Origin of the sequence: Halorubrum sp. CGM5_25_10-8B, assembly GCF_005435095.1 — an archaeon.
In the GTDB taxonomy this organism is placed as follows: domain Archaea; phylum Halobacteriota; class Halobacteria; order Halobacteriales; family Haloferacaceae; genus Halorubrum; species Halorubrum ezzemoulense.
The window spans coordinates 102,298-127,939 of sequence record NZ_SGTY01000004.1; the positions used below are offsets into that span (position 1 = coordinate 102,298).

Below are 25,642 nucleotides of genomic sequence, written 5' to 3' on the forward strand. Positions count from 1 at the left end.
AGCCCGCGTCACCGTGGCGGCGGGGTTTTTACGTCGCTGTGCCACACTCTCGCCCGTGTACCGTCGTGCTGTCGTCTCCGGAGCGCTCGCGGTCGCCACCGCCGGGTGCGTCGACCGCCTCCACGACGTGGCCGCCTCGACGCCGCGCGACCTCGGCGTGCGGAGCCGGTACGTCGACGGCAACCCGATGGTCGACGCGCGCAGCGTCCTCGCGCGCCCGGAGGAGCTACCGACTCACGCCGCTTCCTTCCGGTCCGCCGCCGCGGCCCGCGGCGCGCTCAAACCCGACGCGACCGAGTCCCGCGCGTTCGTCGAGCGCACCGACTTCGTCGACGACGGGGGCGACGCGATCTTAGTGATCGCCCAGCGGCTCACCGCGCCCGAGGTCCGCCTCCGGCTCGGCGGGATCAGCCGCACCGGCGACCACTCGCTTCGGATCGCCGTCGACCAAGGCGGCGTCCGCGGCGAGATCGACGCCGACGAGCCGGTCGTCAAGACGCTCCTGTTGCGCCTCGCGGACGAGCGCGGCCCCCCGGAGCGCGTGATCGTCGCCATCGGCGACGAGCGCGCCGGCATCACGGTGTGACGGTCGGGCCCCCCTCCGCCGCGATCCCGGCTCGGTCCCGCGATCGTTTTGTGGCCGGGACGCTTCCGGCCACGCATGTCACTCCGCAGTCGACTCCTCGGTTCGGCCCTCCTCGTCGTCGGCGTCACCGCGGTCGGTCTCGCGGGAACGGTCGCGCCGGCGTTCGTCCCCTCCTCGTCCGCGGCCGACGGAATCGCACTGACCGCACCCGCTCCTCTCTCGTCGCTCGCCGCCCCCGCGCTCCTCGCGGCCGGGTCGGTCCTGCTCGTCGGCGGCGCGGCCGCCGCGACCGGGGGCGACGGCTCCGCCCGCGCGGCGCTGGTCGCGCCCGCGTTCGGCGCCGTCGCCGCGCTCGCGTTCGGCGTCGGCCTCGTCGCGGCGCCCGGATCGGCCCCCGCGACGGCGACGAACCCGGCGGCACACGCCGTCCTCACGACCGGTCCGCCCGCGCGGATCGCCGCCGGTGCGGCCGTCGGCGGCGCCGTGGCGCCGGTGGTCCGCGCGACGACAACCGAGGACACCGTCGCCCTCCTCGCCGGCTCCGTCCTGCTGCTCGCGGCGCTCGCGGCGGGGGCGTCCGACCCCCTCTCGTTGGTCACTGGAGGAGTCGGCGGCGCGGTCGCAGTCGCCCTCCTCTGGGCGGTCGACCCGGACCGCTGGCGGCCCTGACCCGGCTCACGATCGCCCGCGCGTCTCAGTCGCTCGGCCGCTCGCTTTCGGCCTCCAGTTCGATGTCGCGGTCGGCCTCGCGGGTCGCCGCCTCCTGCTTGGCGAGGTCGACGTCGCGGGCCGCGTCCCCGTCCCGGGTCTCGTCGGTGCGGAGGTCGTCGTCGGCCACGGTGTCGATCTGTTCCAGGGCGCTCTCGATGTCTTCCAACCCGAGCAGCTTCTCCGTCTCCTCGTCGAACTCCTTCCCGTCGAGCCCCTCCATCTGCTGAACGTCGGAGCCGGAGAGGGCCTTGCCGTAGCGGCCGACGAGGCTGGTGAGCTCCTGCGGGAGGACGAAGGTGGTGGACTCGCCTTTCCCGATCTCCTCTAGGGTCTCCATGCCGCGCTCGATGATGGCGCGTTCGCCCATCGACTCGGCGGAGCGGGCGCGGAGGACCGTCGAGATGGCGTCCCCCTGCGCTTCGAGGATCTGGGACTGCTTTTCACCCTGCGCGCGGATGATGTTGGACTGCTTGTCACCCTCGGCCTGCTCGACCGCGGAGCGGCGTTCACCCTGCGCTTCGAGGATCATCGCGCGGCGGCGGCGCTCCGCGCCGGTCTGTTGCTCCATCGCGCGCTGGACCTCCTGTGAGGGGCTCACCTCGCGGACCTCGACGGCCTCGACGCGGATCCCCCACTCGTCGGTGGGTTCGTCTAACTCCTCGTTGATCCGGTCGTTGATCAGCTCCCGCTGCGAGAGCGTGTCGTCGAGCTCCATGTCGCCGATGACGGCGCGGAGGGTGGTCTGTGCGAGGTTCGAGACGGCGTTCTTGTAGTCGTCGACTTCGAGGAACGCCTTCTTCGCGTCCATCACCTTGATGTAGACGACCGCGTCGGCGGTCACGGGGGAGTTGTCCCGCGTGATCGCCGACTGGCTCGGCACGTCGATCGTCTGGGTCCGCATGTCGAACGCGTACGTCCGCGAGACGAACGGGGGGATGAGGTGGACGCCCGGTTCGAGCAGCTCGCGGTACTCGCCGAAGACGGTGAGCGCCTCCTTGTCGTAGGCGTCGACGATCTCGACGGCGCTGACGACCGTGACGGCCGCCAAAAGCACCGCCAGCGCCGCGACGCCGAACGCGAGGCTCTGCCCGAGGAGGGCGACGGCGACGAGGAGGGCGACGCCGAGCGCGAGGTACTGCCAGACCCCGTCCGGGACCTCCGCCAGCAGATCCTCCAGCTCGGCGGACTCGCCGCGCGGACCTTGTGTTCCCATACGTGAGGTTACGGCCCGACGCTGTTAACGGTTGGCACGAGTCGTCGCGGCGGAGCGCGTTGCGCCCGGCGCTTCGGCGCCGCCGTCGCTCTCGTCTCCGCCCCGCCATTCTCGCCCCCTATCTCGGAGATACCGGAAACGCCCGCGTATGCCGGTCGGCTTTAACTACGCGGCGGCGGAAGGTCGATCCATGCCATCCGACGAGGGGGACGACGACCGGAAGTTCAGCACGCGAAGCGTTCACGCCGGGTCCGACCCGGACCCAGCGACCGGCGCGCGTGCGACCCCCATCTACCAGACCACCGCCTACCAGTTCGACGACGCCGACCACGCCGCGGACCTCTTCGCCTTAGAGGAGGCCGGCAACGTCTACTCTCGACTGATGAACCCGACCAACGCCGCCTTAGAAGAGCGGATCGCATCGCTCGAAGGCGGCGTCGGCGCGGTCGCGACCGCCTCGGGCATGGCCGCGCTCGACGTGACGACCTTCCTGCTCGCCTCGGCGGGCGACAACGTCGTCACGTCGTCGGCGCTGTACGGCGGCACCTACACGTACCTCACCCATTCCGTCGAGCGCCGCGGCGTCTCGACGCGATTCGTCGACCCGCTCGACTACGAGGGGTACGCCGAGGCGATCGACGAGGACACCGCCTACGTCCACCTCGAAACGATCGGCAACCCCGCACTCGTCACGCCCGACATCCAGCGGATCGCGGACATCGCCCACGAACACGGCGCCCCGCTGTTCGTCGACAACACCTTCGCGACGCCCGCGCTCTGCCGGCCGCTCGAACACGGCGCGGACCTCGTCTGGGAGTCGACGACGAAGTGGCTCACCGGCAACGGCACCACGGTCGGCGGCGTCGTCGTCGACGGCGGCTCGTTCCCGTGGGCCGACCACGCCGAGAAGTACCCCGAGATCGCGCAGGACAACCCCGCGTACCACGGGATCAACTTCGCCGAGCGGTTCGGCGACGCGGCGTTCACCTTCGCGGCGATCACTCGCGGCCTGCGCGACTTGGGCGACCAGCAGTCGCCGTTCGACGCGTGGAACACGCTCCAGCAGACGGAGTCGCTCCCGCTGCGCATGGACCGCCACTGCGAGAACGCGGGGATCGTCGCCGAGTACCTCGACGACCACGACGACGTGGCGTGGGTGAACTACCCCGGGCTGGAGAGCCACGAGACCCACGAGGAGGCGAGCGAGTACCTGGAAGGCGGCTACGGCGGGATGCTCACGTTCGGGCTGGAGGCCGGCTACGAGGCGGCTCGCGCGACCGTCGAGGAGGCCGACCTCGCATCGCTCGTCGCGAACGTCGGCGACGCGAAGACGCTCGTCATCCACCCGGCGTCGACAACGCACCAGCAGCTGACCGAAGCGGAACAGGAGGCCGCCGGCGTCACCCCAGACATGGTGCGCCTCTCCGTCGGCATCGAGGACCCCGCCGACATCGTCGCCGACCTCGAAGCGGCTATCGAGGCGGCGACCGAATAGCCGCGGTCCGCCCTTCGCTGCCCCGTTTCTGACAGGGTCAGTTCTCCGCCTCGAAGCCGTCCTCCCACCGGAACGTCCCGTTCCGCTGGACGACCTCGCCGTCGATCTCCATCCGGGAGCGCTCGCTCACGTCGGAGATCATGTCGACGTGGACCGCGCTGTCGTTGCCGGACTCGCCCTCCGGCAGGCAGGCGTCGTAGGCGCGGCCGACCGCGAGGTGGACGGTGTCGCCCATCTTCTCGTCGAAGAGGATCGAGTCGGTGAACCGGTCGATGCCGCGGTTCATCCCGATCCCGAGCTCGCCCAGCCGCCGCGCGCCGTCGTCGGTGTCGAGGACGTCCGCGACTGCCTCCTCGCCGGACTCCGCCGAGAAGTCGACGACCTCGCCGCCCTCGAACGCGAGGTGAACGTTCCGGACCCGCGTCGCGTCGATCGTCATCGGCACGTCGAAGAAGACCTCGCCCTCGGTGTCGTACGGCGCGGTGAACACCTCACCGGAAGGGAGGTTGTGCGAGTCGTACGCGACGGAGGCGGCGGAGTTAACCGCGGTGCGGCCCGCGATCGACATCGTCACGTCGGTGTCGGGAGCGCCGTCGCGCTCGGTGACGATCCGGACCTCGTCGCCCGCGTCGAGGACCGACTTCATCTCGGCCATCTCGTCGGCGAGGGACTCCCAGTCGCGGAGGACGGCGTCGTAGACGAACTCTTGGTACTCCTCGTAGGCCATCCCCGCCTGCTGGGCGAGGCTCCGCGTCGGGTGGACCGTCGACACCCAGTCAGTGTCCATCCGCGCCTCGCGGACGCCCTGCCGCGCCTTCGCGTACGCTTGCCGGGTCGGGCGGTCGACGTCCGCGACCGCGGTGGTGTTGCGCCCGCCCCCGACTCGGAGGTAGGCGTCGGCGGCCTCGAACATCGCGCGCTCGACCGCGGGGTCCGAGTCGAAGTCGTCCGCCTCGACATCGCCGTCGTTCCCGGCCTCGACGCCTTTCAGATAGGCGCGGGAGAGCTCCGCGGAGCCGTACATCGTCGTGGCGTTCGCGCCCCGCTCGCCGAGGGCTTCGGCGACCGCGACCCCCAGCTCGTGGGCGTCCTCCGCGACGCTGACAACCACGTCGTCGCCGGCCTCGATCCGCGCGCTCCAGTCGACAAGCACCTCGGCGTGCTCGCGTACGCGTTCGTCCATGATTACTCGTGTCGCGGGGGAGCGGTAAATCGGTGCCGGGACGGTCGGACCGGTCCCCGCAAGCTGGGCCGCGACGAGTCCGCCCGGTTGCCGCCGACCGTCGAGACCGGTCCGCGACCGTCAGATCAACACTTCGGCGTCGGTGAGGAGCGTTCGCTTCGCTCGTCTTGCCTCCGGCCCCTCCGGAACGATATCGGGCGTGGCGGCCGGCTCGTCGAACCGGTCCGGGTCCGGAGCCCAGGAGTCGAGGAGCTCCGCGAACGTCGGCCCCTGCCGTCCGGTGAGATGGATGAACCCGCCGTACTGCCGCCGTTCGGCCGAGGTCGCGTCCGGGTCCGGGAACGCCTCGCGGATACAGCCGACGCTCTCGCGGAGGTACTCCGCGGCCTCGTGTTGGGAGTACTGGCTGTCCGCGTAGTACTGCTCCTGACCGCGCTCCGTGAGGTCCGCGTCCGCGAGCGCGGAGGACTCGTACCGAACCGCGTCTCGGCTGATCTCACCGCCGAGGAAACTGAGGTTCACCGTGAAACAGTCCGGGTATCGGAGGATCAACAGAAAGAAGATCTGTTCGTCGACAGTGTAGCGTTCCTGTAAGCGGTAGTAACACTCCAAGTAGTACGCGGCGAGCGCTCCGATCCAGTCGTCGCGTTCGCCGTCGAGATACGCGGTCGCGACGTCGTAGTACTCCTCGCCGGCGACCTGCTGTAAGCGGTACTCGAAGCTCTGTCGCATCTCGTCCAGTTCGTCCTCGTACACTTCCGTCAGCGGGACGTCCGGATCGTCGAGTAGCCGGGCCTTCCGCTCGCCGGCGTCCGCGATCCGGGCCATGTTCTCGTGGAGGTCCCGTTCCGCCTCCCTGTCGGGGAGCGGAATTCGAACCGCCTGTCGGCGCAGCGTGTCCGCCCCGGCCTCCGAACGCTCGTGCCACTCCATACCGTCGGTAACTGCTCAGACAGCTAATAAAATTGGAGGATGAGCGGCGGTGGTTCCCGGTGAGCGGCCGGTCGGAACCGGCCACCGCCGTCACTCGGATTCCCGACCGCCGTCACTCGGATTCCCGACCGCCGTCACTCGGATTCCCGACCGACGGTCGCGAGGAGCCCGACCGCGAGCAGTCCGACGCCCACGACTCCGCTCCCGAGCCGCGCCAGCCCGAACAGCGCGGTCCGGTCAACCCGCCCGCGCAAGTACTGACCGAGCACCCGGTACGAGCGGCCGTCGACGCGCAGGTCGTCGACTCCGGCGAGGCGGTCCGCGCAGTTCGCGTCGCCGAGCGCCCACCGACCGGAGGCGGAGGTGCGTTCGACGACGAGATCGAGGGAGCCGGGAGCGATCCGATACCCCCGCATCGAGACGTCGTCGCCGTCGGCGAGGGCGACGGCGGCCTCTGCGCACCTCGCGGGGAGGCCGGTCGCGTTCACGGTCCGGTGTCGTTCGAGCCCCGGTCCCGCGCGGAGCGCCGCCTCCCAGCGGACGACCCTCACGTCCGCGATCAGGGCGAGCAGGAGGAGGACACCCGGGACGACGAGCAGCCTGCGGTCCATCCCGGCGGGCGGGTTCGGCCGAGCGAATCATATGCTTTGGGCCGCCGGCTCGGTCGTTCGGGGGCCGGACTGCGCCGGCCCGTCGGAGGGATCAGTCGACTCCCGCGCGTCGGCGTTACTCTAGGTCGAGCAGCGCCGCGATCTCGTCGAGGTACTCGTCGTAGATCCCGACGGCGGACTCGATCGGGTCGGGCGAGGCCATGTCGATGCCGGCGAGTTCGACCACGTCGAGCGGGTAGTCGGAGCCGCCCGCCCGCAGCATCTCGCGGTAGTCGGCGGCGGCCTCGTCGCCCTCGTCGAGGACGCGCTCGACGATCGCGGCCGCGGCGGAGATGCCGGTCGCGTACTGGTAGACGTAGAAGTCGTAGTAGAAGTGCGGAATACGCTGCCACTCGCGCTCGATGCCGCCCGTGAGCTCAGCGGCCGCGTAGTAGTCCCCCTTCAAATCGCCGTAGATCTCGTCGAACGCGTCGGGGGTGAGCGCGTCGCCGGCCTCCACGCGCTCGTGGATCTCCTGTTCGAACGTCGCGAACATCGTCTGGCGGAAGAGGGTCGAGCGGAAGCGTTCGAGGTACTCGTCGAGGACGTGGGTGCGGAGCTCGTCGTCCTCGACGGTGTCGAGCAGGTGGTGGGTGAGCAGGGTCTCGTTGACCGTCGACGCGATCTCCGCGACGAATATCTCGTAGCTCGCGTCGTGCCACGGCTGCGCGTCGCCCGCCAGCTCGGAGTGCATCGAGTGGCCGAGCTCGTGGGCCAGCGTGTACATCGAGGCGATGTCGTCCTGGTAGTTCATCATGATGTACGGCTGGGTGTCGTAGGTGCCCGAGGAGAACGCGCCCGAGCGCTTCCCGCGGTTCTCGTACACGTCGACCCACCGCGAGTCGAGCCCCTCGGCCAGTCGCTCCTGATACTCCTCGCCCAGCGGCGCGACCGCCTCGATCACCCACTCGCGGGCCTGTTCGTACTCCACGTCCGGACCCTGGTCGCCCGTCAGCGACATGTAGAGGTCGTGGCTCTGTAGCCGGTCGACGCCGAGCGCCTCGGCCTTCAGGTCGGCGTGGCGGTGGAGCACGTCGAGGTTGTCGTCGACGGTGTCGACGAGCGTGTCGTACACCTCGACGGGGACGTTCGAACCGTCGAGCGCGGCGGCGCGCGCGGAGTCGTAGTCGCGGATCTCGGCGCTCGTGACGTGTTCGCGGACGGCCTTCTCCAGCGACGTGCCGACCGTGTTGCGCACGTCGGCCCACTCGTCGTAGAACGTCTCGTGGACGCGCTCGCGGAACTCGCGGTCCGGGTTGGTCTGGAGCTTCGTGAAGTTCGCCTGCGTGATCTCGACTTCCTCGCCGTCCGGGTCCTCGACGACGCCGTAGGTCATGTCGGCGTTCGTCAACATCGAGTAGATCTCGCTCGGCGCGTCGGTGACCTCCGAGAGGTCCGCGAGCACCTCCTCGACCTCGCTCGACCGCGTGTGCGGCTTCTTGCGCAGCACGTCGTCGAAGTAGTGTTCGTACTCCGCGAGCCCGGGCTCGTCGTTGACGAAGTCCGCCACGTCCGCCTCGGTCAGCGACTGGATCTCGGGGTCGAGATACGAGATCGCGCTCGACGCCTCGGAGCCGAGCGACGACGCCTTCGCCGACATCGCCTGGTACTCCTGGTTCCGCGTGTCCTCGGCGCTCCGGAGCCGGGCGTACGTCATCACCTGCTGGAGCTTGCGGAATATCTCCTCGCGCAGTTCGAGGAGCTCGAGGAGGGTCGCGGCGTCCTCGGTCGCGCGCCCCTCGTAGTCGGCCAGCTCGCCGATCCGGTCGGAAACCGTCTCGTAGGCGGCCTCCCACGCCTCGTCGTCGGCGTAGATGCCGTCGAGGTCCCACTTGTACTCGGCGTCGATCTCGGACCGCTCGGGAACCGAACTCATACCGATCGGGTCGGCCTCCCGGACACTAAGCCTTGGCAAACCCCGCGCCGCAAGCCGATAGGCGTGCGGCGCGTTACCTCGACTCTACACCGTCGCCGCCGCCCGACCCCGCTCGCCCGGCCCACGCGGCGAGGTCGACGACGAGCACGAGCGCGTCCTCGCCGTCGCGGTAGTAGCCGCCGACCCGCCGGACCGGTTCGAACCCCTCGTCGGCGTACAGCGAGCGGGCGGGGTCGTTCCCCTCGCGCACCTCCAGGCGGACGACCGCGACGCCGGTCGCGCGGAGCCGCGTCAGCGCCGACCGGAGGAGGGTCCGCCCGATCCCCTCGCCGCGGGCGTCGGGGTGGACGGCCAGGTCCTTGACGTGGCCGATGTCCCGGCCGTGGTTCGGCGTCCGGTCGGCGACGACGAACCCGACGACCGCGCCCTCACGCTCCGCCACGAGGAACGCCGGCTCGTCCAGCAGTCGCTCGAAGGCGTCGTGCGGCCACGGGTCCGAGAAGCAGGCGCGCTCGATCCGGACCACCGCGAGGAGGTCGGCGCGCTCGGCCTGCCGGACCGTCAGGTCGGCGACGCTCACGGGCCGAATTGGCGGCCGCGAGGAATAAACGCGCCGGGTCCTCCCCCTACCGATCGATCCAGGGCTCCTCGGGGTCGGTGTCGGCCGGATCGGGGGCGCACACCTCGAAGCACGCGCCCTCCGGGATCCGGAGCCGCCGCCCGTCCGGGAGCCCGACGGGGCCGTCGGCGTCGCAGCGGAGTTCGACCGTCCACCCGTGGGACTCGACGATCTCGCGGACGATGTCGAGCCCGTACCCCGTCCCGTCGGCTCGGGTCGTGAACCCGGACTCGAACACGGAGCCGCGGTCCTCGGGGTCGATCCCGGCCCCGTCGTCCGCGACGAGGAACCCCTCGTCGGTGGCGGTGAGGAGCACGGTGAGCGCGTCGTCGCCGGACGCCGGCGCCTCCTCGTCCCCGTCTGTCGGCACGTCCTCGCAACCGTCGACCGCGGCTTCCGCCGCGCCCGGCGTCCCGTGCTCCCTCGCGTTGCGGAACAGGTTCTCCAGGGCCTGCCGCATCCGCCCCCGGTCGCCGTACACCTGCGCGTCGCCGGCGACGACCAGCTCTGCGCGCTCGTCGCCCTCGGCGGCGGTCTCCCACGCGTCGCGGGCGACGCTCGCGAGCGCGAACTCGGTCGGCTCGTCCATGCCGGTCCCCTGCCGGGCGAGGGTGAGCAGCTCCGAGACGAGCTGGTCGATCCGTTCGACGGCGCGCTCGCCGCGTTCGAGGGGCTCCGTCTCGCCGCGCAGCCGCGCCATCTCGATGGAGCCGCGGATCACCGACAGCGGGTTCCGGAGGTCGTGCGAGACGATGCTCGCGAAGCGGTCGAGCCGCTCGTTCCGGTCGGTGAGCCGCCGCTCGCGCGCCTTCCGCTCGGTGACGTCGCGGGAGTTGACGAGCAGTTCGCCGACGGGGCTGTCGGCCGGCAGCGAGCGCGTCCGCGACTCGAGCCAGACCCAGTCGCCGTCGGCGGTGCGGTAGCGGTACTCCAGGGTGGGCGCCGCGTTCGGCTCGTCGAGCGCGCGATAGAACCGCTCCGTCACCCGCTCGCGGTCGTCGGGGTGGACGTAGCCGAGCGGGGAGCGCCCGACGGTCGCCCCCTGCTCGTAGCCGAGCACCTCCTCGACGGAGGGGCTCTCGTAGACGACGAGGCCGTCGCCGTCGACGACGGTGACGAGGTCGCTACCGTACTCGAGGAAGGCCCGGTAGCGCTCTGGGAAGGTTCGGTCGACGTCGACTCGACGGACCGTGACGATCCGGCCGCCGAACTCCGGGGCGAGCTCCTCGTCGACGATCGACTCGACCCACGCGTACCCGCCGCTCGCGCGGCGGATGCGGTGGGTGACCGTCCGGTTCGCCGTGACCGCCGACAGCGCGTCGGCCACCGGGTCGCGGTCGCTCGGGTGGACGCGGTCGAGGAGGTCGCTCCCGACGAGCGCGTCGCGCTCGACGCCAACGACGTCCGTCGCCGACGGGCCGGCGAACAACACCTCGCCGTCCACGGCGACGGCGAGGAGGAACCGGTCCGCTTCGACCGAGCCGCCGTCCGGGGGCGCCCCGTCGCGAGTCCCCGACTCCCGGTCGGCGGGCGCGCCGCACGTTCTGACGGTCTCCGGTCGTGTTTCCGCGCGAGCCGCCCGCTCTGCGTCGTCGGTCTCGGGGGGATCCGTCGCCGAGGCGTCGCCCTCGTCGCCGCCGCGGTCGGGCGTCGACGTGTCGGATGGCCGGAGGGTCACTATGGGTTCTACCGACGATACGGACGCAGGGTGATAAAGCTGCGCGCCGGAGAAATCGGTTTTGATAATCGGCGGACGCCCCGATCCATCCGGACCCGGTGCGGCCGTCCGGACTGGTGGTCAGGTCGCGCTCCGACGACCCTCCGAGCGGCCGGATCCGCGGGCGTCACACCTCGTCGACGACGGTCCCGTCCGCCCACGCGGCCTCGAAGCCCTCGTTCACGCGCGCCGCGAATCTCCGGTCGCGGAGGTCGAGCATGCCGAACAGCCGGTCGGGCGAAAGCGGGTCGGCGACCTCTAGGCACACTTCCTCGCCGTCGATGAGATAGAAGTTCCCGTACGCGTCTTCGGTGACGCGTAGCTCGAAGGGCCCCTGCGCGATCGTCAGCGTCGCCCGGTCCTCGTCGACGGCGGCGCGCGCGTCGTCGAACACGCTCGGCGAGATGAGTACGGAGACGTCGACGCCGCCCCGGATCGCCGCGAGGAGCCGGTCGAGGAGCGCCGGTCCGTCGCGGTCGACGTCGAACTGCGCGGAGACATCGGTGGCGACGACCACGATCGACTCCTCGGCGGCGTCGATCCGCTCGAAGAGGAGGTCGAGGGAGTCGTCGGCGCCGACCGCGGCGGTCCAGAACTCGTCGTCCGCCGTTTCGGCGTCCGCCAGCCGGTCGATCAGCTCCCCTTTCCCCGACTCGTACGTCTCGATCCGCCGGTTGAGTTCCCGGCGCTTCGCCTCGACCAGCCGGTCGACGGCGACGGCGGGCTCGACGGGCGCGTACCGCTTCGGCTCCCGGTCGGTCTGGACCCGGACCAGCCCGCGCGACTCCAGGCCGCCGAGCGCGTCGTAGATCCGCCCCTTCGGCACGCCGCTCTCCTCGGCGACGGCCGCGGCGGTCCCGGTGCCGAGGGCGAGCAGCGCGCGGTACGCCCGGTCTTCGTAGCTCGACAGCCCGAGGTCGCGGAGCGACTCCATATGCGCCCTCCGTGACGCCCCCACAAAGCCTCGGCGCTTGACGCCGGTTAAGTATATAAAAAAGCGATCGCGAAACGATAGATCGTTTTGATGATCGCTTCTGCGCCTCTCGGCAGTTCGACAGCAACTGGCGTCAAACCGGTAGAATCCGGTGTGTATCGAATTTCTGTCGCATCGACTACCGAGACCCGTCTGCGACACCTATACGGAAACAGATACGTTGTTGTCGCGGGTTCCCGAAGGGTATTACGTCGTAGCCTCCAATCCGGTGGTAACCAACATGAGCCGAATCCGGACGGTCGTCGTCCTGCTTCTCGTCGTGTCCCTCGTCGCGACCGGAGCGGTAGTCGCGCAGGAGGCCAACGACACGGTGCGCGGCGACCCCGACATCGAGGCGTTCGCGCCGGAGACCGCGTTCGTCCCCGGCGAGGAGTCCACCCTTCAGGTGAACCTGAACAACCGCGGCGACATCGACGAACAAGGCGCCGACGACCTCGAGAGCGAGGTCGTGACCGCCCACGAGACGACGGCGCGGATCCTCGCCGGCGACGAGGCGAACCGGGAGGTCCCCTTCGACGTGCGGACCGGCGAGCAGACGGTCGGCGACGTCGCCCGCGGGGTCACCGGGCCGATCGAGTTCACAGTCGTCCCCAACGAGGACGCCGAACCCGGCGTCTACCGCGTCCCGATCCGACTGGAGTACCGGAACGTCGAGAGCGCGGAGGTCGACGACGGCTCGACGGTCCGCGACGAGGAGATCACGTCCGAGACAGTGTACGTCTCCGTCGAGATCACCGACCGCGCACAGTTCGCGGTCGTCGACGTCGACGGCGTCGTCCAGGCCGGCGACAACGGCATCGTCGAGGTGACGATGCGGAACGTGCGCAACGAGACCGCACACGAGGCCTCCGTCGCCGCGAACCCGATCGACCCCGACCTCACCTTCGCCACCGACGCGGGCACGACCGAGACGTACGTCGGCGCGTGGGCCCCGGGCGAGAACCGCACGTTCGCCTACCGGTTCGCCTCCGCGGGCGAGGCGACCGCCCGGTCGTCGACGGTGGAGTTCGAGGTCGACTACCGCGACGCCGAGCGCGCAGACGCGGCCGCCCGGACGGTCCGGACGGGCGTGACGCCGCTGCCCCCCCAGTCGTTCGTCGCCGAGGCCGTCAACAGCACGCTGCGCGTCGGCGAGGACGGCTCGTTCACCGTCGAGGTGCGCAACCGCGGCCCCCGCGAGATCGAGAACGCGGTCGTCGTGTTCAGCAATCAGGCACCCGCCCCCGAGGGCGTGGGACAGGACACGGTCCAGACGGACCAGAACATCGTGCCGCGCTCCACTCGCGACACGGTCGGCGACCTCGCGGTCGGCGAGACGGCGACCGCCACGTTCGACGCCGGCCTCCGGACGGACGCGAATCCGGGTCCCCGGACCGTCAACGTGGCCGTCCGCTACCGCGGGATCGGCACCGACGAGGGCGTGAGCGCAAGGCGGACGGACGACGGGGGCATCTCGCTCGTGTCGACCGGATCGGCCGGCGACGTGGTCACCTCCGACGCGCTCGACGCTGTCGTCGACGTCGCGCCCGAGGCGGACGTGTTCGCGGTGTCGCCGGCGGAGCCGAACGCCACCGACCCCTCGGCGGTCACGCCGGGGTCGACCGTCCAGTACCACGCTGTCGTCCGCAACACCGGTCCGGAGCCGATCTCGAACGTCCAGGCGAAACTGTTCGTCGACTCGCCGCTCTCGTCGTCCGACGACGAGGCGTTCGTCACCTCGCTCGACCCGGGCGAGGCGACAACGGTCACCTTCGAGGTCGAGGTCGACGGCGGGGCCACGCCGAAGACGTACGCGGCTGCGGTCGACTTCCGATACGACGACGCGGACGGCGACGAACAGCTCTCCGACACCTACCGGCTCCCGGTCGAGGTCGTCACCGCCGACGACAGCGGGGCACTCTCCTCGCCGCTGGGGATCGTCGCCCTGCTCGGCGTCCTCGCGGTCGGCGGGGTGGTCGTCTGGCAGCGCGGTCGGGTGAGCGGAGCGATCTCACGGCTCCGCGGTCGACTCCGCTCCCGATAGATGGACCCGGTCACCCGACTGTTCGGCGCGATCACCGATCGGGTCATCGAGCAGCCGCGCCGGGTCGTGATCGCCTGCCTCGTCGTGACTGCCCTGTTCGCGCCCGGCATGGCGCTGTTGGAGGCGAGCGCGGGCAGCGACCAGTTCACCGACGGGATCGAGGAGTCGGACGCGCTCGACCGCGTGAACGAGCAGTTCGAGCCCGCCTTCGGTGGCGACGACCCGACGACGCAGCTGATCCAGCGCGACACCAACGTGCTCGACCGCCGCGGGCTCCTCGACATGTTGGCGACCGCCGAACGGCTCGACGAGCGCGACAGCCTGCGGGTAACCAGCTTCTCCGCGCCGGCGATGGACGTCGCGGCCGAGCTCGACGAGGACGCCGACACCCCGGAAGCGGCTCGCGACGCAATCGAGCGCGCCAGCGACGGGCAGATCGAGGACGCGGTGGCCGCCGCCGCGCGGGACCCCGGCTTCGCGACGCTCCTCTCGGACGACTTCAACAAGGAGTCCGGAACGGCCTCGGCGTCGCTCGGCGTCGTCAACCACGGGTTCCCGGCGTCGGCCGACACGCAGGCGATCCAGTCCGAGGCGCAGACGGTCGCCGAGGAGGCCCCGGGCGACATCACCGCGTTCGGGAGCGGCATCGTCGACGACGAGTTCCAGCGCGTCATCTTCGACTCGCTCGGCATCGTCGTGCCCGCGGCGCTCGCGGTGATACTCGGCCTGCTGGCGTACGCCTACCGCGACCCGTTCGACTTCGTCCTCGGCGGGATCGCGCTGCTGATGACCGTCGTCTGGACGTTCGGCTTCACCGGCTACGCGGGGATCGCCTTCTCGGAGGTGCTGATCGCGGTGCCAGTCCTCCTCCTCGCGATCGGGATCGACTTCGGGATCCACACGGTGAACCGCTACCGCGAGGACCGCGCCGCGGGCGCGCCCCCGGAGACGGCGATGCGCGGCGCGCTCGGTCAGCTCGTGGTCGCTTACTCGATCATCGCCGGGACGACGATCATCGGCTTCCTCGCGAACCTCACGAGCTCGCTGCCGCCGCTCCGCGAGTTCGGCCTCGTCGCCGGGCTGGGGATCTGTTTCACCCTCGTCATCTTCGTCGGCTTCCTGCCGGCGGCGAAGCTGCTCCTCGACCGCTGGCGCGCCGAGCGCTCGCTGCCCGAGTTCGGCTCGCGCCCGCTCGGCTCCGAGGACTCCGCGCTCGGTCGGCTCCTCCCGCGGCTCTCGGGGATCTCGCGGCCCGCGCCCGCCGTCTTCCTCGTCGTCGTCCTGCTGATCACGGCCGGCGCCGCGGGCTACGGCGCCGGCGTCGATACGACGTTCGAGGACGACGACTTCCTGCCGCCGAGCGAGGAGCCGGCGTACGTCGACTACCTCCCCGGCCCGCTCCAGCCGGGCGAGTACACCGCCACGGAGACGATCAACTTCCTCTCCGACAACTTCGCCACGAGCGAGGACGACACCGTCACGATCTACGTCGAGCGGCGCATGACCAGCGACGCCGCCCTCCGCAGCCTGGCGCGCGCCGAGCGCGACCCGCCCGACACGTTCGTCACGGTCGACGGCCGGGCCAGCACCGACAGCGTCCAGGGCGCGATCGACGCGTACGCCTCGGAAGACCCCGAGTTCGAACAGCTCGTCGAGGAGTCGTCGCTCGACGACGGTCGTCCCAACCGCAACCTCGACCGGATCTACGCGGAGCTGCGCGACTCGCCGTACGACGACTTCACCGGCGAGTACCTCGCGGACGACGACCGTTCGACGCGGATCGTGTACGCCGTCGAGTCCGACGCCAGCGACGCCGAGATCGCCGCCGACGCCCGCCGCGTCGCCGACCGTTACCGCGGCGACGCGATCGCGACCGGCCAGATCGTCGTCTTTCAGGCGGTCGCCGACACGATATTCGACTCCGCGATCGTCTCGCTCGCGGCCGCGCTCGGGCTCTCCGCGGTGTTCCTCGTCATCCTCTTCTGGCTGTTGCTCGGTAGCCCGACGCTCGGGCTGGTCACGCTCGTGCCCGTGACGGTCGCGGTCGCGACGCTCACCGCCACGATGCGGCTCGGCGGGATCCCGTTCAACGCGATCACCGCGACGATTCTCGCGATCACCATCGGGCTCGGCGTCGACTACACCGTCCACGTCGCGCACCGCTTCCACGACGAGTACGCGCGCGGCGGCGACGTCGACGCCGCGGTGATCACCACGCTCCGCGGGACGGGCGGCGCGCTCACGGGCACGTGGGCGACGACCGCGCTCGGGACCGGGGTCCTCGTGTTGGCGATCACCCCCGTCCTGGGGCAGTTCGGACTCCTCACCGCCGCCAGCATCACGCTCGCCTACTTCGCGTCGCTGATCGTGTTGCCCCCGGCGCTCGTCGTCTGGGTCGCCGTCGTCGAGCGCCGCCCCGGACTGCTGTTCGTCGGCCGCCTGTTCGACGCCGCGGGCGCGATCGACGGCGAGAGCGACACGACCGACCGAGCCCGAACCGACGGCGGCGCGTCCGCCGGTGGCGCCGCCGCCGACTCTCCGGCCGAAGCGTTCGAGTGGCAGACTGACCCGCGGGCCTCGGACGACGATCCGAGTCAGAAGCGTTAAACGCTCGCCGCGGATACCGGCTCGTGAGGGCGCGTAGCTCAGCGGACAGAGCACTTGGTTCCGGACCAAGATGCCGCGGGTTCAAATCCCGTCGCGCCCGTCACGTTTTCTGACGGGGCAAATTGACAGGACGGCAGCCGGGTGTATATAAGGCGAACCCCCAGTGACGGGTTTGAGTTCGTCACGCAGCGTGACGGGGGTCGTCGCCTTCGTGCGGTTCGTGAAATACACGTGACGGAGTCGGGGTAAAATCCTTTGGGTGATCTCACACTTCCAATAGCGATATCGTCGCTGTGCTCTATTCCTGTGATTTCTATCGGAATAGCAAACTCAGAAGTCGGCCGTATTTAGGATTGGATAATCAATCAAACGACTTTCTCCGTGTTATCCCATCATAGAATATCTCATGGAGTCGCTCCATCTTCCTAGCTGTCTCTATAATTATCTCGTCAGATTCTTTCTCGGTATCGATCTCCCACCCCATTCTGATTCGTTTATATTTCCTCTTCCCACCTTCTTTCTCGAAGATCTTCTCTATGCGGTCCGGATCATCAAATTCGTCCGGGGTTTCTTCTTGGAATAGGCTATTCCACGATGGCCAGACGGTCATCCCTTCAGTGTCAATAATATTTGACAGCTCCGTAGCGTTTCGTTTAAATAATGCTCTGAATTCCGGATTCTTGCTGAGATACACATTCATCTGGACATACACCTGATTATGAAGCGCAGGGACGACGATCGCGATATACCAGCCATAATCCCCACGAATGTTGTACGTGGTTTCCGTCTCCTGGTATCCGATTGGATGATTTGGAAAAACGTAATATGAGGGTCCTAAACATCTAGAAGGACGACTTTTAACAGTTGAAACGCTATCTTGTACCCTATTATGAGGGTCTATCCGATCTCTGTGATAAAATTCTATTTCTTCAGCACGCTCCGCAGCCTCGACGGCGAGATCAATGGCTTCGTTTTGATGTTTAATAAACCATCCTTCGTCTTGTTCGTACGGCGTAAACCCTCGAAATCCGTCGTAGCCTTCATTCTTGAGCATGTCTGACATCAGTTGAATTATTGGTGATTTGTTCTCGATATCGTGAATTGCCTTTCCAACGTCTGACCAGCTCATCCAAGTGAACTCCGCAGATCGGTCTGGCTTCCGTACGTCCTCCGTAATCGCGTAGAGATACACGTCTCTCTTGGGAGCGTTCTCATCTAACTTCCGGCGCTCCTCACGCAGCTGATCGGATTCTAGACTATCGTTCGTCTTAGACTCATAGCCCACCAGTTTCTCGTCATCTCTCACTACCCAGTCTAAGGTTCGACGTTTTGTATTCCCCTCCGGATGGTCTTGTAGGCCGCTGCGTTGTGTGGCTACGAGAGAAGCCTCATTTCCGAACTCGATATCGTCGTGGATCGTATTGAGGATCCGAGAGATATCTGATCGAGCCAAGAGTGATACAAAAAAGTCATTCAGTGGTTCCTCTCCGTCGATATGACGAAAAATCTCAGTGTTGTGACCCGACACAAATCACGCCAATTCAATATTGACTCATAAATCTATGTCCAGTTTGGAAATAGATGAGCGATGGAATCGATCCAGATGGTGCGAGTTCGAGAATTGGTAATTCCTCAGAACCTACTATGGCTCTTCAGAGTGAGTCCCGCACGATCTCGTCGAGTTCTAGCAGCACCTGCTCGGGAACGAACTGCTCGAAGCGCACGCGACCATCGGGGAACCCGATCGTGACCCGCGGGCGGAACTGCTCGCCTGTTGACGGTGGTTGGACGCCACCGAAAATTGCCACGAGTCCAGTCGCCTCGTCGAGTTCTGTGTCATTCCGTTGAAGCAGATCACTCACGACTGCGTCGGTCCGGACATCAGTGTGAGTCCCATTTCCGGACTCCTCTGGTCGAATCCCAATCTCGGAAGCGGAACCACGATTGCCTGTGGTCAGAAGTCGAACCGACGAGTAGCCGACCACACAGGTGTCCTCGAATCGGCCGCGAAAGCCGCCGTCGAGAAACGAGATCCGGCTCGCGTTGTCTAGTCCGAGGAAGTCTACCACTGCTCGCATAGTCGCGTCTGCGGTTTCGGTATCGGGTGTACGTACCGCGAGGGACGGTGTTCGCGGCTCGAACGTGGCCACGGTCGTCGTTCGGTCCTCATCGGAGATCGTCAGCTGTGTCTGTGACCCGGTATCGGGCACGTCGCAGACGACGTAGACGCGGTCGTGGTCCCTGACGGCCGTCTGGATCTCGGGGCCGTACGCGCCCGAAGAACTGACATCTCTAGCTCGGCCGGTCGCATCGTCGGGAGACACTCGCTGGAGTCCATCGACGTGGTAGTAGTGGACCGTCCGGGTCCCCGCAAATCGGAGCTGCGAGGCCACCCGCCGGAGTTCGATCTGGGAGAGTTCGTCGAGCGTTTCGGGAAAGCTCCGGTCGTCGACGTCGATAGAGAGGTCGGCCGCCTGGAGGACGCGACGACGGGCGGCTTGTGAGGGGAGGTCGCGGACGAGATCTGTCGGTGATGCGTCGTTTTGAGTCGGGTCAATTGGGAGATCCACGTATCGAGTACACTACTCCGTTGATAACACCTCCATGCGTCGCCGTCATAGCAATTTCGGAGACGAGGCCGAGATCGGAGGTGCGTGTTTTATGTGTTCGCTGGGGATAGCCAAGATAAGACTCCACATGTCCGAACAAGAACACTCCACTGGGTCGGAGGGCCGTCCCGAACTCCCAATCGAGCGCGGCTTTCCGATCGAGCGGGTGAACGAGATCGCCGCAAAGGAAAGCCGGGCCAAACAGCACTACCGGCCGTTGTATACGATGCACAAGTGGTGGGCTCGCCGTCCGGGATGTCTTTTTCGTGCTATTTCGCTATACTCGTTGCTAGATGAGAATACAACCACTGACGATGTCGAAGTGTATGAGCCCGGTGAGAATCAAACGCTCGGCGCGAACGGACTGACGACCAACCAACTCATACAGGCGATCGCCGAAACGAGCGTTGACGAACCGGAGGCACTCTGGGAATTCTATCCGAAAGATGTCCGTATTAACGACAAGAAGATCCTCGATCCGTTCATGGGTGGTGGTACCTCGCTCATCGAGGCCTCACGATTCGGCGCTGAGACCATCGGCTACGACCTGAATCCTGTCGCGTGGTTCGTCACTAAGAAAGAGCTTGAAGCCGGCCGGACCGACCCCGAGGAGCTACAGGCCGCTTTCAACCGAGTCAAAGCGGATGTCGCCGAGGAAATCAAACAGTACTACCGAACGCCCTGTCCCAACGCCAACCACGACCATGAAGACGGTCACGAAGCGGATGTGATGTACAACTTCTGGGTGAAAGAACTCGACTGCGCCTCTTGTGACCACACTGTTCCGCTATTCAAGGATTATCGGGTCGCAAAGGGTCGCTACGAGAATGACGACAAGTACAACGTTCTCTGCCCGGACTGCGGGGCCATTACGCTCGTCGACGACTGGCAGGAGGAGAGCGAGTGTAACGAGTGTGCCCACGAATGGGTGCCGAAAGAAGGAAACGTGAGTCGAGGCGGGTACTACAACTGCCCCGAGTGTGGGCAAAAGAAGTCGATTACAGATGGGATCGCGGATCAAAGCGGATACGATCTGCGACTCTACGCAGTCGAGTATTACTGCGAGGACTGCGATAATCAGGGGAAACAGAAGAGCGATTACAAGGGTTACAAGCAGGCATCTGTAGCTGACAAGAGGCTCTTCGAAGACGCGAAGCAAGAATGGGAGACTCGTACGGACCTCCACGACTATGTTCCGGACGAAGAAATCCCGGCAGGCCACATGACATCGGAACGAAATCCGGTCTTCGACCATGGGTACGAAGCCTGGACAGACTTCTATAACCCCAGACAATTACTCAATCTATCAAAGCTTCTAAAATCAATTCAATCAATTACAGACAAGAATGCTCGGGAGTACCTTCTTTTGGCATTCAGTGAATGCTTACGCTGTAATACCATGATGGTTGGTTATCAGGCGAGTGCCTCCAAAATCGCAGATATCTGGAGGACAAATTCTTATGATCCCCCGACTAGTCCAGCGGAGAACAACCTTTGGGGAACAAGGTACGGGATGATCACATTCCGGAAGAGCTGGGACATGGTTCTTAGTGGCGTTAAATACGCAAATTCTCCCACTGAGCGATATGTATCTGGGGGTGAGACGAGGGAAACAGACAAATTTGCCCAGTCTACCGGAGAAAACTCTGTGGCTCATCAGGGAGATATGAGAAACATTGACACAGAGAACGAGTACGACATGGTCCTGACGGACCCTCCATACTACGACAACATCATATACTCTGAGGTCTCGGACTACTTCTACGTCTGGCAGAAGATCCTTCTCAAAGACGAGTACGAGTGCTTCCAACACGAGAAGACTCCGCGCGCGGAGTCGATCGTTACTAACCCCTACTTAGACAAGACCGCGGAGGACTTCGAACACGAGATGGGTCAAGCGCTAGAGGTTATCAATCGAGCACTCAAAGACGATGGGACGCTCGCGTTTACCTACCACCACAGCGACGAGGAATCGTGGGGTGAACTTCTCGAATCGCTGTGTAACACCGGCTTCGAGGTGACGGCGACGTATCCCATCAACTCTGATCTTCACAAGTTTATCGGGGGCGAGGCAGTCTCGTTCGACATCGTCATCGTTGCCCGCCCCGCCGACGAACAGACACCAACCTCCTGGCGCCGTCTCCGGATCGACATCCTGAATCGGCTCGAAACGCTCCGTGAGAGCCTCGAAGACCGCGAGCTCACGCAGGGCGACATCGGCGTCGTGGCGATGGGTGCCTGCTTCGCCGAGTACTCCAAACACCACGATGAGGTCCGGCGTGACGGTGAGATCATGACCGCCAAGGAGGCCGTCGCGGAGATTTACGACATCATCGCCGAGGGCGCGCTCGGCGAGGATGACATCTTCCTCGACCTGCTTCGGAGCCGGGACCCCGGCTACGACGACCTAAACAAGCTGCTTCGCCGGAGCGACGTCTCCGAGGAGGAACTCCGCGAGAAGGCGCTCTTCCGGATGGACGGCGGCGACTTCCACCTCGGCGACTGGAGCGACGCCGAACGCCAGGCGTACGTCGTCGAGAAGGTCGACGCCGGGGCGGGGGAGTCGACGCCGCTCGAACGAGCGCACTTCCTCCGGTACCGCTACGAGGAGGACAAATCGACGAGCGAGTACCGCGCGGAGTGGGAGGATGATGACCTCCGCGAACTCTGTGAGGGGCTGGCCGAGGCCAGCGGCGACGACACCTATCTCAAGATGCTCGGCGTCGATGTTGATATGAGCGAGTTCCAGTCCGAGTAAATCGTTTCAATTCGGGTTCCGGCTCTGTTCGGGTAGCGTTCGATTTCCACACGTCTTCGCGGGACCTACGAACGGCGTCCACGGAGTCTATCGCTGGAGCGTCCTCGACGGCGAGTTCGGCGAGTGCGTCGCTGAAGCCAACGTCTTCGTCCGGACCGTCTTCGTCATCGGCCGGACGCCACTCCGTACTCGACATATGGCAGCCAACTGGACAGGGACGAATAAATCCCAGTACGAGACTGCAAGTGAACCGAGACAAGTGAACCACTCACGCCCGGTCGGTACGTCCCGGATCAGTGGTGGGCCTGCTCGAACACGCCGGCGTTCGGAGGGCGAAAGCGCGGGACGGGGACGATCCGAAGATACGTACCTTCATTAACGGTCCTGCCGACGTATCGAATCAAGATGAGCACGGACCAAACGACCGGAACGCACATCGATGACGTGCTTTCCCTCAGTCGAGAACTGACCGAGGGAGACGGTCTGATAAAGGGTCAGATCCGGCTGTACGACGTCGAAGACGACGAGGGGTCGCTGGAGGCGGACCCGGAGCGGTTCTTCCAGCGCACGCTGCTGACCGGCGGGTTGGAGGACTCGCTGAAGCGGCTCCGCGACACGTTCTCCGGCGAAGACAACACCCGCATCCACGAGATGTACGGTCCCTACGGGACGGGGAAGTCCCACCAGATGGTGGCGATGTACCACTGCTTCGACTCGCCGGACGTCGTTGAAAACTGGGCGGACGGCCGGATCGAAGACTTCGACGGCACCCTCCCCCGTGACGCCCTGCCGGTCGTCGTCTCCCTCCAGAAAGAGCAGTACGAATACCTCTGGGAGCCGCTGTTTGACGCACTTGACTACGAGGTCACTGAGGAAGACTACGACGAGGAGGGCGGCTACCCGACCATCGACGTGATCGAGGACGCGGTGGGTGACCGGACGGTCGCCTTCTTCATGGACGAACTCGAAGACTGGTTCGGCGCACTGGACGGCCGACGTCTGAGCGCCAACAGGGGGTTCCTCCAAGCGCTCCTAGAAACCACCTCACGGACGAATCTCTTCGCCATCGTTTCCGTACTGCGAGAGGGATCTGATGTCCACGATATCCTCTCGCGGCAGACGCGCGTCGAGGTGAACATGTCCAATCAGGTGGACATCCGAGATGTGCTCCGTCACCGCCTCGTCGAACCCGGGTCGGTGGACACCCCTGCCGTCGAATCGCTCGTCGACGAGTACATCCAGGCATACGACGGGACGGATTACGTCGACCTCCCAGATGGACTTCGCGGAGACATGGAGGAGACCTATCCGTTCCATCCGGAGCTGATCGATTCGCTGAAAACGCGCTACTTCGCGGAGACCGAGTCCGGCGCCACCCGTGGGATGTTGTACCTGTTCGCGAAGGTACTCGTCGACAACCACCAGGAAACGGACATCATCACTCACGGAACGGTCGACGCGGTCGAATACAACGACGAACTCACCCGCATCAACGTCGAACACGCGCGGCCGGACCGGTGTTACGACGACATCGTCGACCGGCTGGCCGACACGGACATCCCGTTTGGACGCCCCATCCTCAGTACCGTTCTCATCTACTCGCTCACGCCAGGGCTCGCCGAAGGTGCGACGACCTCGGACATCATTTTGGGCACCTACCACGCCGACGACCGGGTGAACGACATTATCGTCGACCTGGAACGGCTCCAGGGAGAAGTGTACCACCTGTGGCGCAACGACGACCAGTTCGTCATCCGAGAGGACGAGAACCCCCGATCGCTGGTGAAAAACGCCGCAAGAGATGTCGACGACGCTGACGCGATGACGCTCCTCGGGGAGACGGTGGAATCCATCTTCGGTGCCGGCTCGTACCCCGTCGGATTCAACGCCGACGGGGAACTCGAAAGCGTCCCAGATAGCCAGAACATCAAGGTTGTCGTGAAAAACGGGCCGTGGAGCGAGTCGACCGTGGCTGAGATCATCAAAAATCAGCCGGCCGGGCGACAGTGGCGGAACACGCTGGTGTTCGTACAGCCGAAAAACGACAACCAGATCTCGCCGACCGATCAGCAGGAGAAGTTCCTCGGAAAGGCGAAGGAGGTGATCGGTGCGGAGATCCGCAAAGACGACCCGAACCTGAGCGACGAGATCGTCGAGGGGATCGAGGAACTCCACGTGGAGTACACCGAAGACCTCGAAGAACGCCTACGGAGCGCGTACGGTGAGGTCATCGACGGAGACAATCTGCTGAACGAGTTCGACTACGCCGCGGAGATGACGCTCGAGAACTTCGTCTCTGCGGAGGACGAACTGAGTGCGAGCAATATCGCCGCGGCCGCCGAAGCAGATCCGTTTGATCTCCAGCGACACGTGTGGGATCTGGTTCAGGACCGGCTCCGTAGTCGCGGCGAAGCGACGATTGACGACATCTACGAACAGTTCCTGATGGATCCGACTTACCCGATCCCCGGGAGCAAGCAGGCGGTCGTCAACGCGGTCGAAGACGGGCTCGAAGACAAGCCCGTCCTCGCACACGGTAGTACTGGCTTCACCGACGAGTTACAGAACCTGAGTCCCGACACGATCCTGGTGTTACAGGACGATGTCGAGCGATGGACAGTTGACGACGTCGAGAACGAACTACGGCGCCAGTTCAGCAGCGGTACGACCGAGGTCGATGTCGGAACGTTCGAGCTGGAGGTTCTGGAACGAACGGACGTCTGGGTAGAGGGTGACGACCCCCACGACAACATCATGATGGCGGTGGGACGCCTCGCGGCCGACGACCAGTACGTCCTGTTTAGCGGGAGCGAGATCATCTCCAAGGCTCGGTCGGATGCGACACTCCGTGACGTGTCCGACACCGAGCGGCTCGGCATGGCCGAGGTTCGGTCCCGTATCGAGGGCGCCATCGATGCGGCAGGAGAGGCGGACACAAGTCAGGTGCTGACTGCGATACGTAATGATCCCGAGGTATTCCTTCCGAGTGACGAGACGGAATCTGCGTTCCGCGGAGCTGTGAGTGGACTCGTTTCGGACGGCTACCGGATCAACACCGGCGGCGACTACGTCAGTTCGCTCGGTAACCGTGATCCGCTGTCCGTCACGCTCGTTCCGATGGTCGACGATGAGACCGGAGAAAAGATCCTCGGATATATCGGAGATCTCGACGACGAAACGACATTCAGCATCGGCGACGTTCAGACGAACTGCGCTCCTGATGCGACTGAAGACGAAGTGCGACACTTCTTGCTGGCCCATCTCGGGGGCGACGACCCCGAGTACGAACTCGGAACGATGGGTTCGACGGACCCGTCTGACTGGTTCCCCGGTGCGGGCTTCCGTGTCCCGAAAGACGATACGTGGACGTTCGAATACCAGGGAGATAGTGCGGCTGACCTTCGATCTGAGTGGCAGCAGTCCCACGAGGCAGGCACGATAAGCTACGGAGCGGTCTCATTCACTTGCCAGGGTGACGACGCGGCGCCAGCTGGCTTCGGAGATGATGCGACGTTCGAAAAGACCCACGCAGAGCTACAACTACAGGTCGGACAGTCACATGATACGGTTGCCAATATCTTCGAACGAATCCCTGAGAGTGCGACGGGTATCGACATCAGTCTTGAGTTCGAATGAGACGAGGATTCAAATACCATCTCGGGACCACG

General features: G+C 65.8%; 18 protein-coding genes and 1 tRNA gene. 9 read left to right on the top strand and 10 right to left on the bottom strand.

The annotated features are described in order from the left end of the window. The first annotated feature begins 55 nt into the window (after positions 1 to 55). Both EXE51_RS04940 and EXE51_RS04945 read left to right on the top strand, forming a co-directional pair. Positions 56 to 586 carry a hypothetical protein gene (locus EXE51_RS04940; RefSeq protein WP_086216333.1) on the top strand — a complete coding sequence of 177 codons (531 nt, stop codon included), beginning with the start codon at positions 56 to 58 and terminating at the stop codon, positions 584 to 586. Positions 587 to 661: 75 nt separating this feature from the next. Then, positions 662 to 1,255: a hypothetical protein gene (locus EXE51_RS04945; RefSeq protein WP_137692113.1), complete on the top strand. Its 594-nt coding sequence runs from the start codon at positions 662 to 664 to the stop codon at positions 1,253 to 1,255. A gap of 25 nt (positions 1,256 to 1,280) precedes the next feature. On the opposite strand, the gene EXE51_RS04950 is transcribed toward EXE51_RS04945, so the two are convergent. Then, positions 1,281 to 2,510 (bottom strand): SPFH domain-containing protein, encoded by a 1,230-nt coding sequence (locus EXE51_RS04950; protein ID WP_137692114.1) that lies wholly within the window; start codon positions 2,508 to 2,510, stop codon positions 1,281 to 1,283. 190 nt (positions 2,511 to 2,700) lie between these two features. On the opposite strand from EXE51_RS04950, the gene EXE51_RS04955 reads away from it, so the two are divergent. After that, positions 2,701 to 4,005 carry an O-acetylhomoserine aminocarboxypropyltransferase/cysteine synthase family protein gene (locus EXE51_RS04955; protein WP_137692115.1) on the top strand — a complete coding sequence of 435 codons (1,305 nt, stop codon included), beginning with the start codon at positions 2,701 to 2,703 and terminating at the stop codon, positions 4,003 to 4,005. A gap of 37 nt (positions 4,006 to 4,042) precedes the next feature. Here the strand turns inward: EXE51_RS04955 and EXE51_RS04960 are convergent, their stop codons facing one another. The 7 genes from EXE51_RS04960 to EXE51_RS04990 form a co-directional block, all read right to left on the bottom strand. Next, the gene (locus EXE51_RS04960; protein WP_137692116.1) at positions 4,043 to 5,188 is read right to left on the bottom strand and encodes an aminopeptidase; all 1,146 of its coding nucleotides are present in this window, start codon (positions 5,186 to 5,188) and stop codon (positions 4,043 to 4,045) included. A 120-nt stretch (positions 5,189 to 5,308) separates the two neighbouring features. Then, on the bottom strand, positions 5,309 to 6,121 hold the full coding sequence (locus EXE51_RS04965) for a hypothetical protein (protein ID WP_094552289.1): 813 nt from the start codon (positions 6,119 to 6,121) through the stop codon (positions 5,309 to 5,311). A gap of 134 nt (positions 6,122 to 6,255) precedes the next feature. Continuing rightward, positions 6,256 to 6,732, bottom strand: a complete 477-nt coding sequence (locus EXE51_RS04970; protein WP_094520610.1) for a hypothetical protein — start codon at positions 6,730 to 6,732, stop codon at positions 6,256 to 6,258. Between the two features lie 115 nt (positions 6,733 to 6,847). Next, a complete protein-coding gene (gene pepF, locus EXE51_RS04975; protein ID WP_137692117.1) occupies positions 6,848 to 8,647 on the bottom strand; it encodes an oligoendopeptidase F in 1,800 nt (599 codons plus the stop codon). Between the two features lie 73 nt (positions 8,648 to 8,720). Further along, positions 8,721 to 9,227, bottom strand: a complete 507-nt coding sequence (gene rimI / locus EXE51_RS04980) for a ribosomal protein S18-alanine N-acetyltransferase (RefSeq protein ID WP_094580426.1) — start codon at positions 9,225 to 9,227, stop codon at positions 8,721 to 8,723. 46 nt (positions 9,228 to 9,273) lie between these two features. Continuing rightward, on the bottom strand, positions 9,274 to 10,944 hold the full coding sequence (locus tag EXE51_RS04985) for a PAS domain-containing protein (protein ID WP_137692118.1): 1,671 nt from the start codon (positions 10,942 to 10,944) through the stop codon (positions 9,274 to 9,276). A gap of 166 nt (positions 10,945 to 11,110) precedes the next feature. Further along, positions 11,111 to 11,917: a TrmB family transcriptional regulator gene (locus EXE51_RS04990; RefSeq protein WP_137692119.1), complete on the bottom strand. Its 807-nt coding sequence runs from the start codon at positions 11,915 to 11,917 to the stop codon at positions 11,111 to 11,113. A gap of 280 nt (positions 11,918 to 12,197) precedes the next feature. Between EXE51_RS04990 and EXE51_RS04995 the strand changes: the two genes are divergently transcribed. The 3 genes from EXE51_RS04995 (at position 12,198) to EXE51_RS05005 (ending at position 16,707) form a co-directional block, all read left to right on the top strand. Then, positions 12,198 to 14,000, top strand: coding sequence for a COG1361 S-layer family protein (locus EXE51_RS04995; protein ID WP_094552286.1), 1,803 nt, complete (start codon positions 12,198 to 12,200; stop codon positions 13,998 to 14,000). Further along, positions 14,001 to 16,607: an RND family transporter gene (locus tag EXE51_RS05000; RefSeq protein ID WP_137692120.1), complete on the top strand. Its 2,607-nt coding sequence runs from the start codon at positions 14,001 to 14,003 to the stop codon at positions 16,605 to 16,607. It abuts the gene before it with no gap. A gap of 27 nt (positions 16,608 to 16,634) precedes the next feature. Further along, a tRNA-Arg gene (locus tag EXE51_RS05005) sits at positions 16,635 to 16,707 on the top strand. A 261-nt stretch (positions 16,708 to 16,968) separates the two neighbouring features. Here the strand turns inward: EXE51_RS05005 and EXE51_RS05010 are convergent. Then, positions 16,969 to 18,135: a hypothetical protein gene (locus EXE51_RS05010; RefSeq protein ID WP_137692121.1), complete on the bottom strand. Its 1,167-nt coding sequence runs from the start codon at positions 18,133 to 18,135 to the stop codon at positions 16,969 to 16,971. 124 nt (positions 18,136 to 18,259) lie between these two features. Beyond that, a complete protein-coding gene (locus EXE51_RS05015; protein WP_199234025.1) occupies positions 18,260 to 18,931 on the bottom strand; it encodes a hypothetical protein in 672 nt (223 codons plus the stop codon). Positions 18,932 to 18,949: 18 nt separating this feature from the next. Here EXE51_RS05015 and EXE51_RS17705 point away from each other — a divergent pair, with 18 nt between their 5' ends. The 3 genes from EXE51_RS17705 (at position 18,950) to EXE51_RS05025 (ending at position 25,610) form a co-directional block, all read left to right on the top strand. Next, a complete protein-coding gene (locus tag EXE51_RS17705; protein ID WP_199234026.1) occupies positions 18,950 to 19,111 on the top strand; it encodes a hypothetical protein in 162 nt (53 codons plus the stop codon). A gap of 193 nt (positions 19,112 to 19,304) precedes the next feature. Then, positions 19,305 to 21,974, top strand: coding sequence for a DUF1156 domain-containing protein (locus EXE51_RS05020; RefSeq protein ID WP_137692176.1), 2,670 nt, complete (start codon positions 19,305 to 19,307; stop codon positions 21,972 to 21,974). Between the two features lie 405 nt (positions 21,975 to 22,379). Beyond that, complete coding sequence (locus EXE51_RS05025; RefSeq protein ID WP_137692123.1) at positions 22,380 to 25,610, top strand: DUF499 domain-containing protein; 3,231 nt, start codon at positions 22,380 to 22,382, stop codon at positions 25,608 to 25,610. Positions 25,611 to 25,642: the final 32 nt, after the last annotated feature.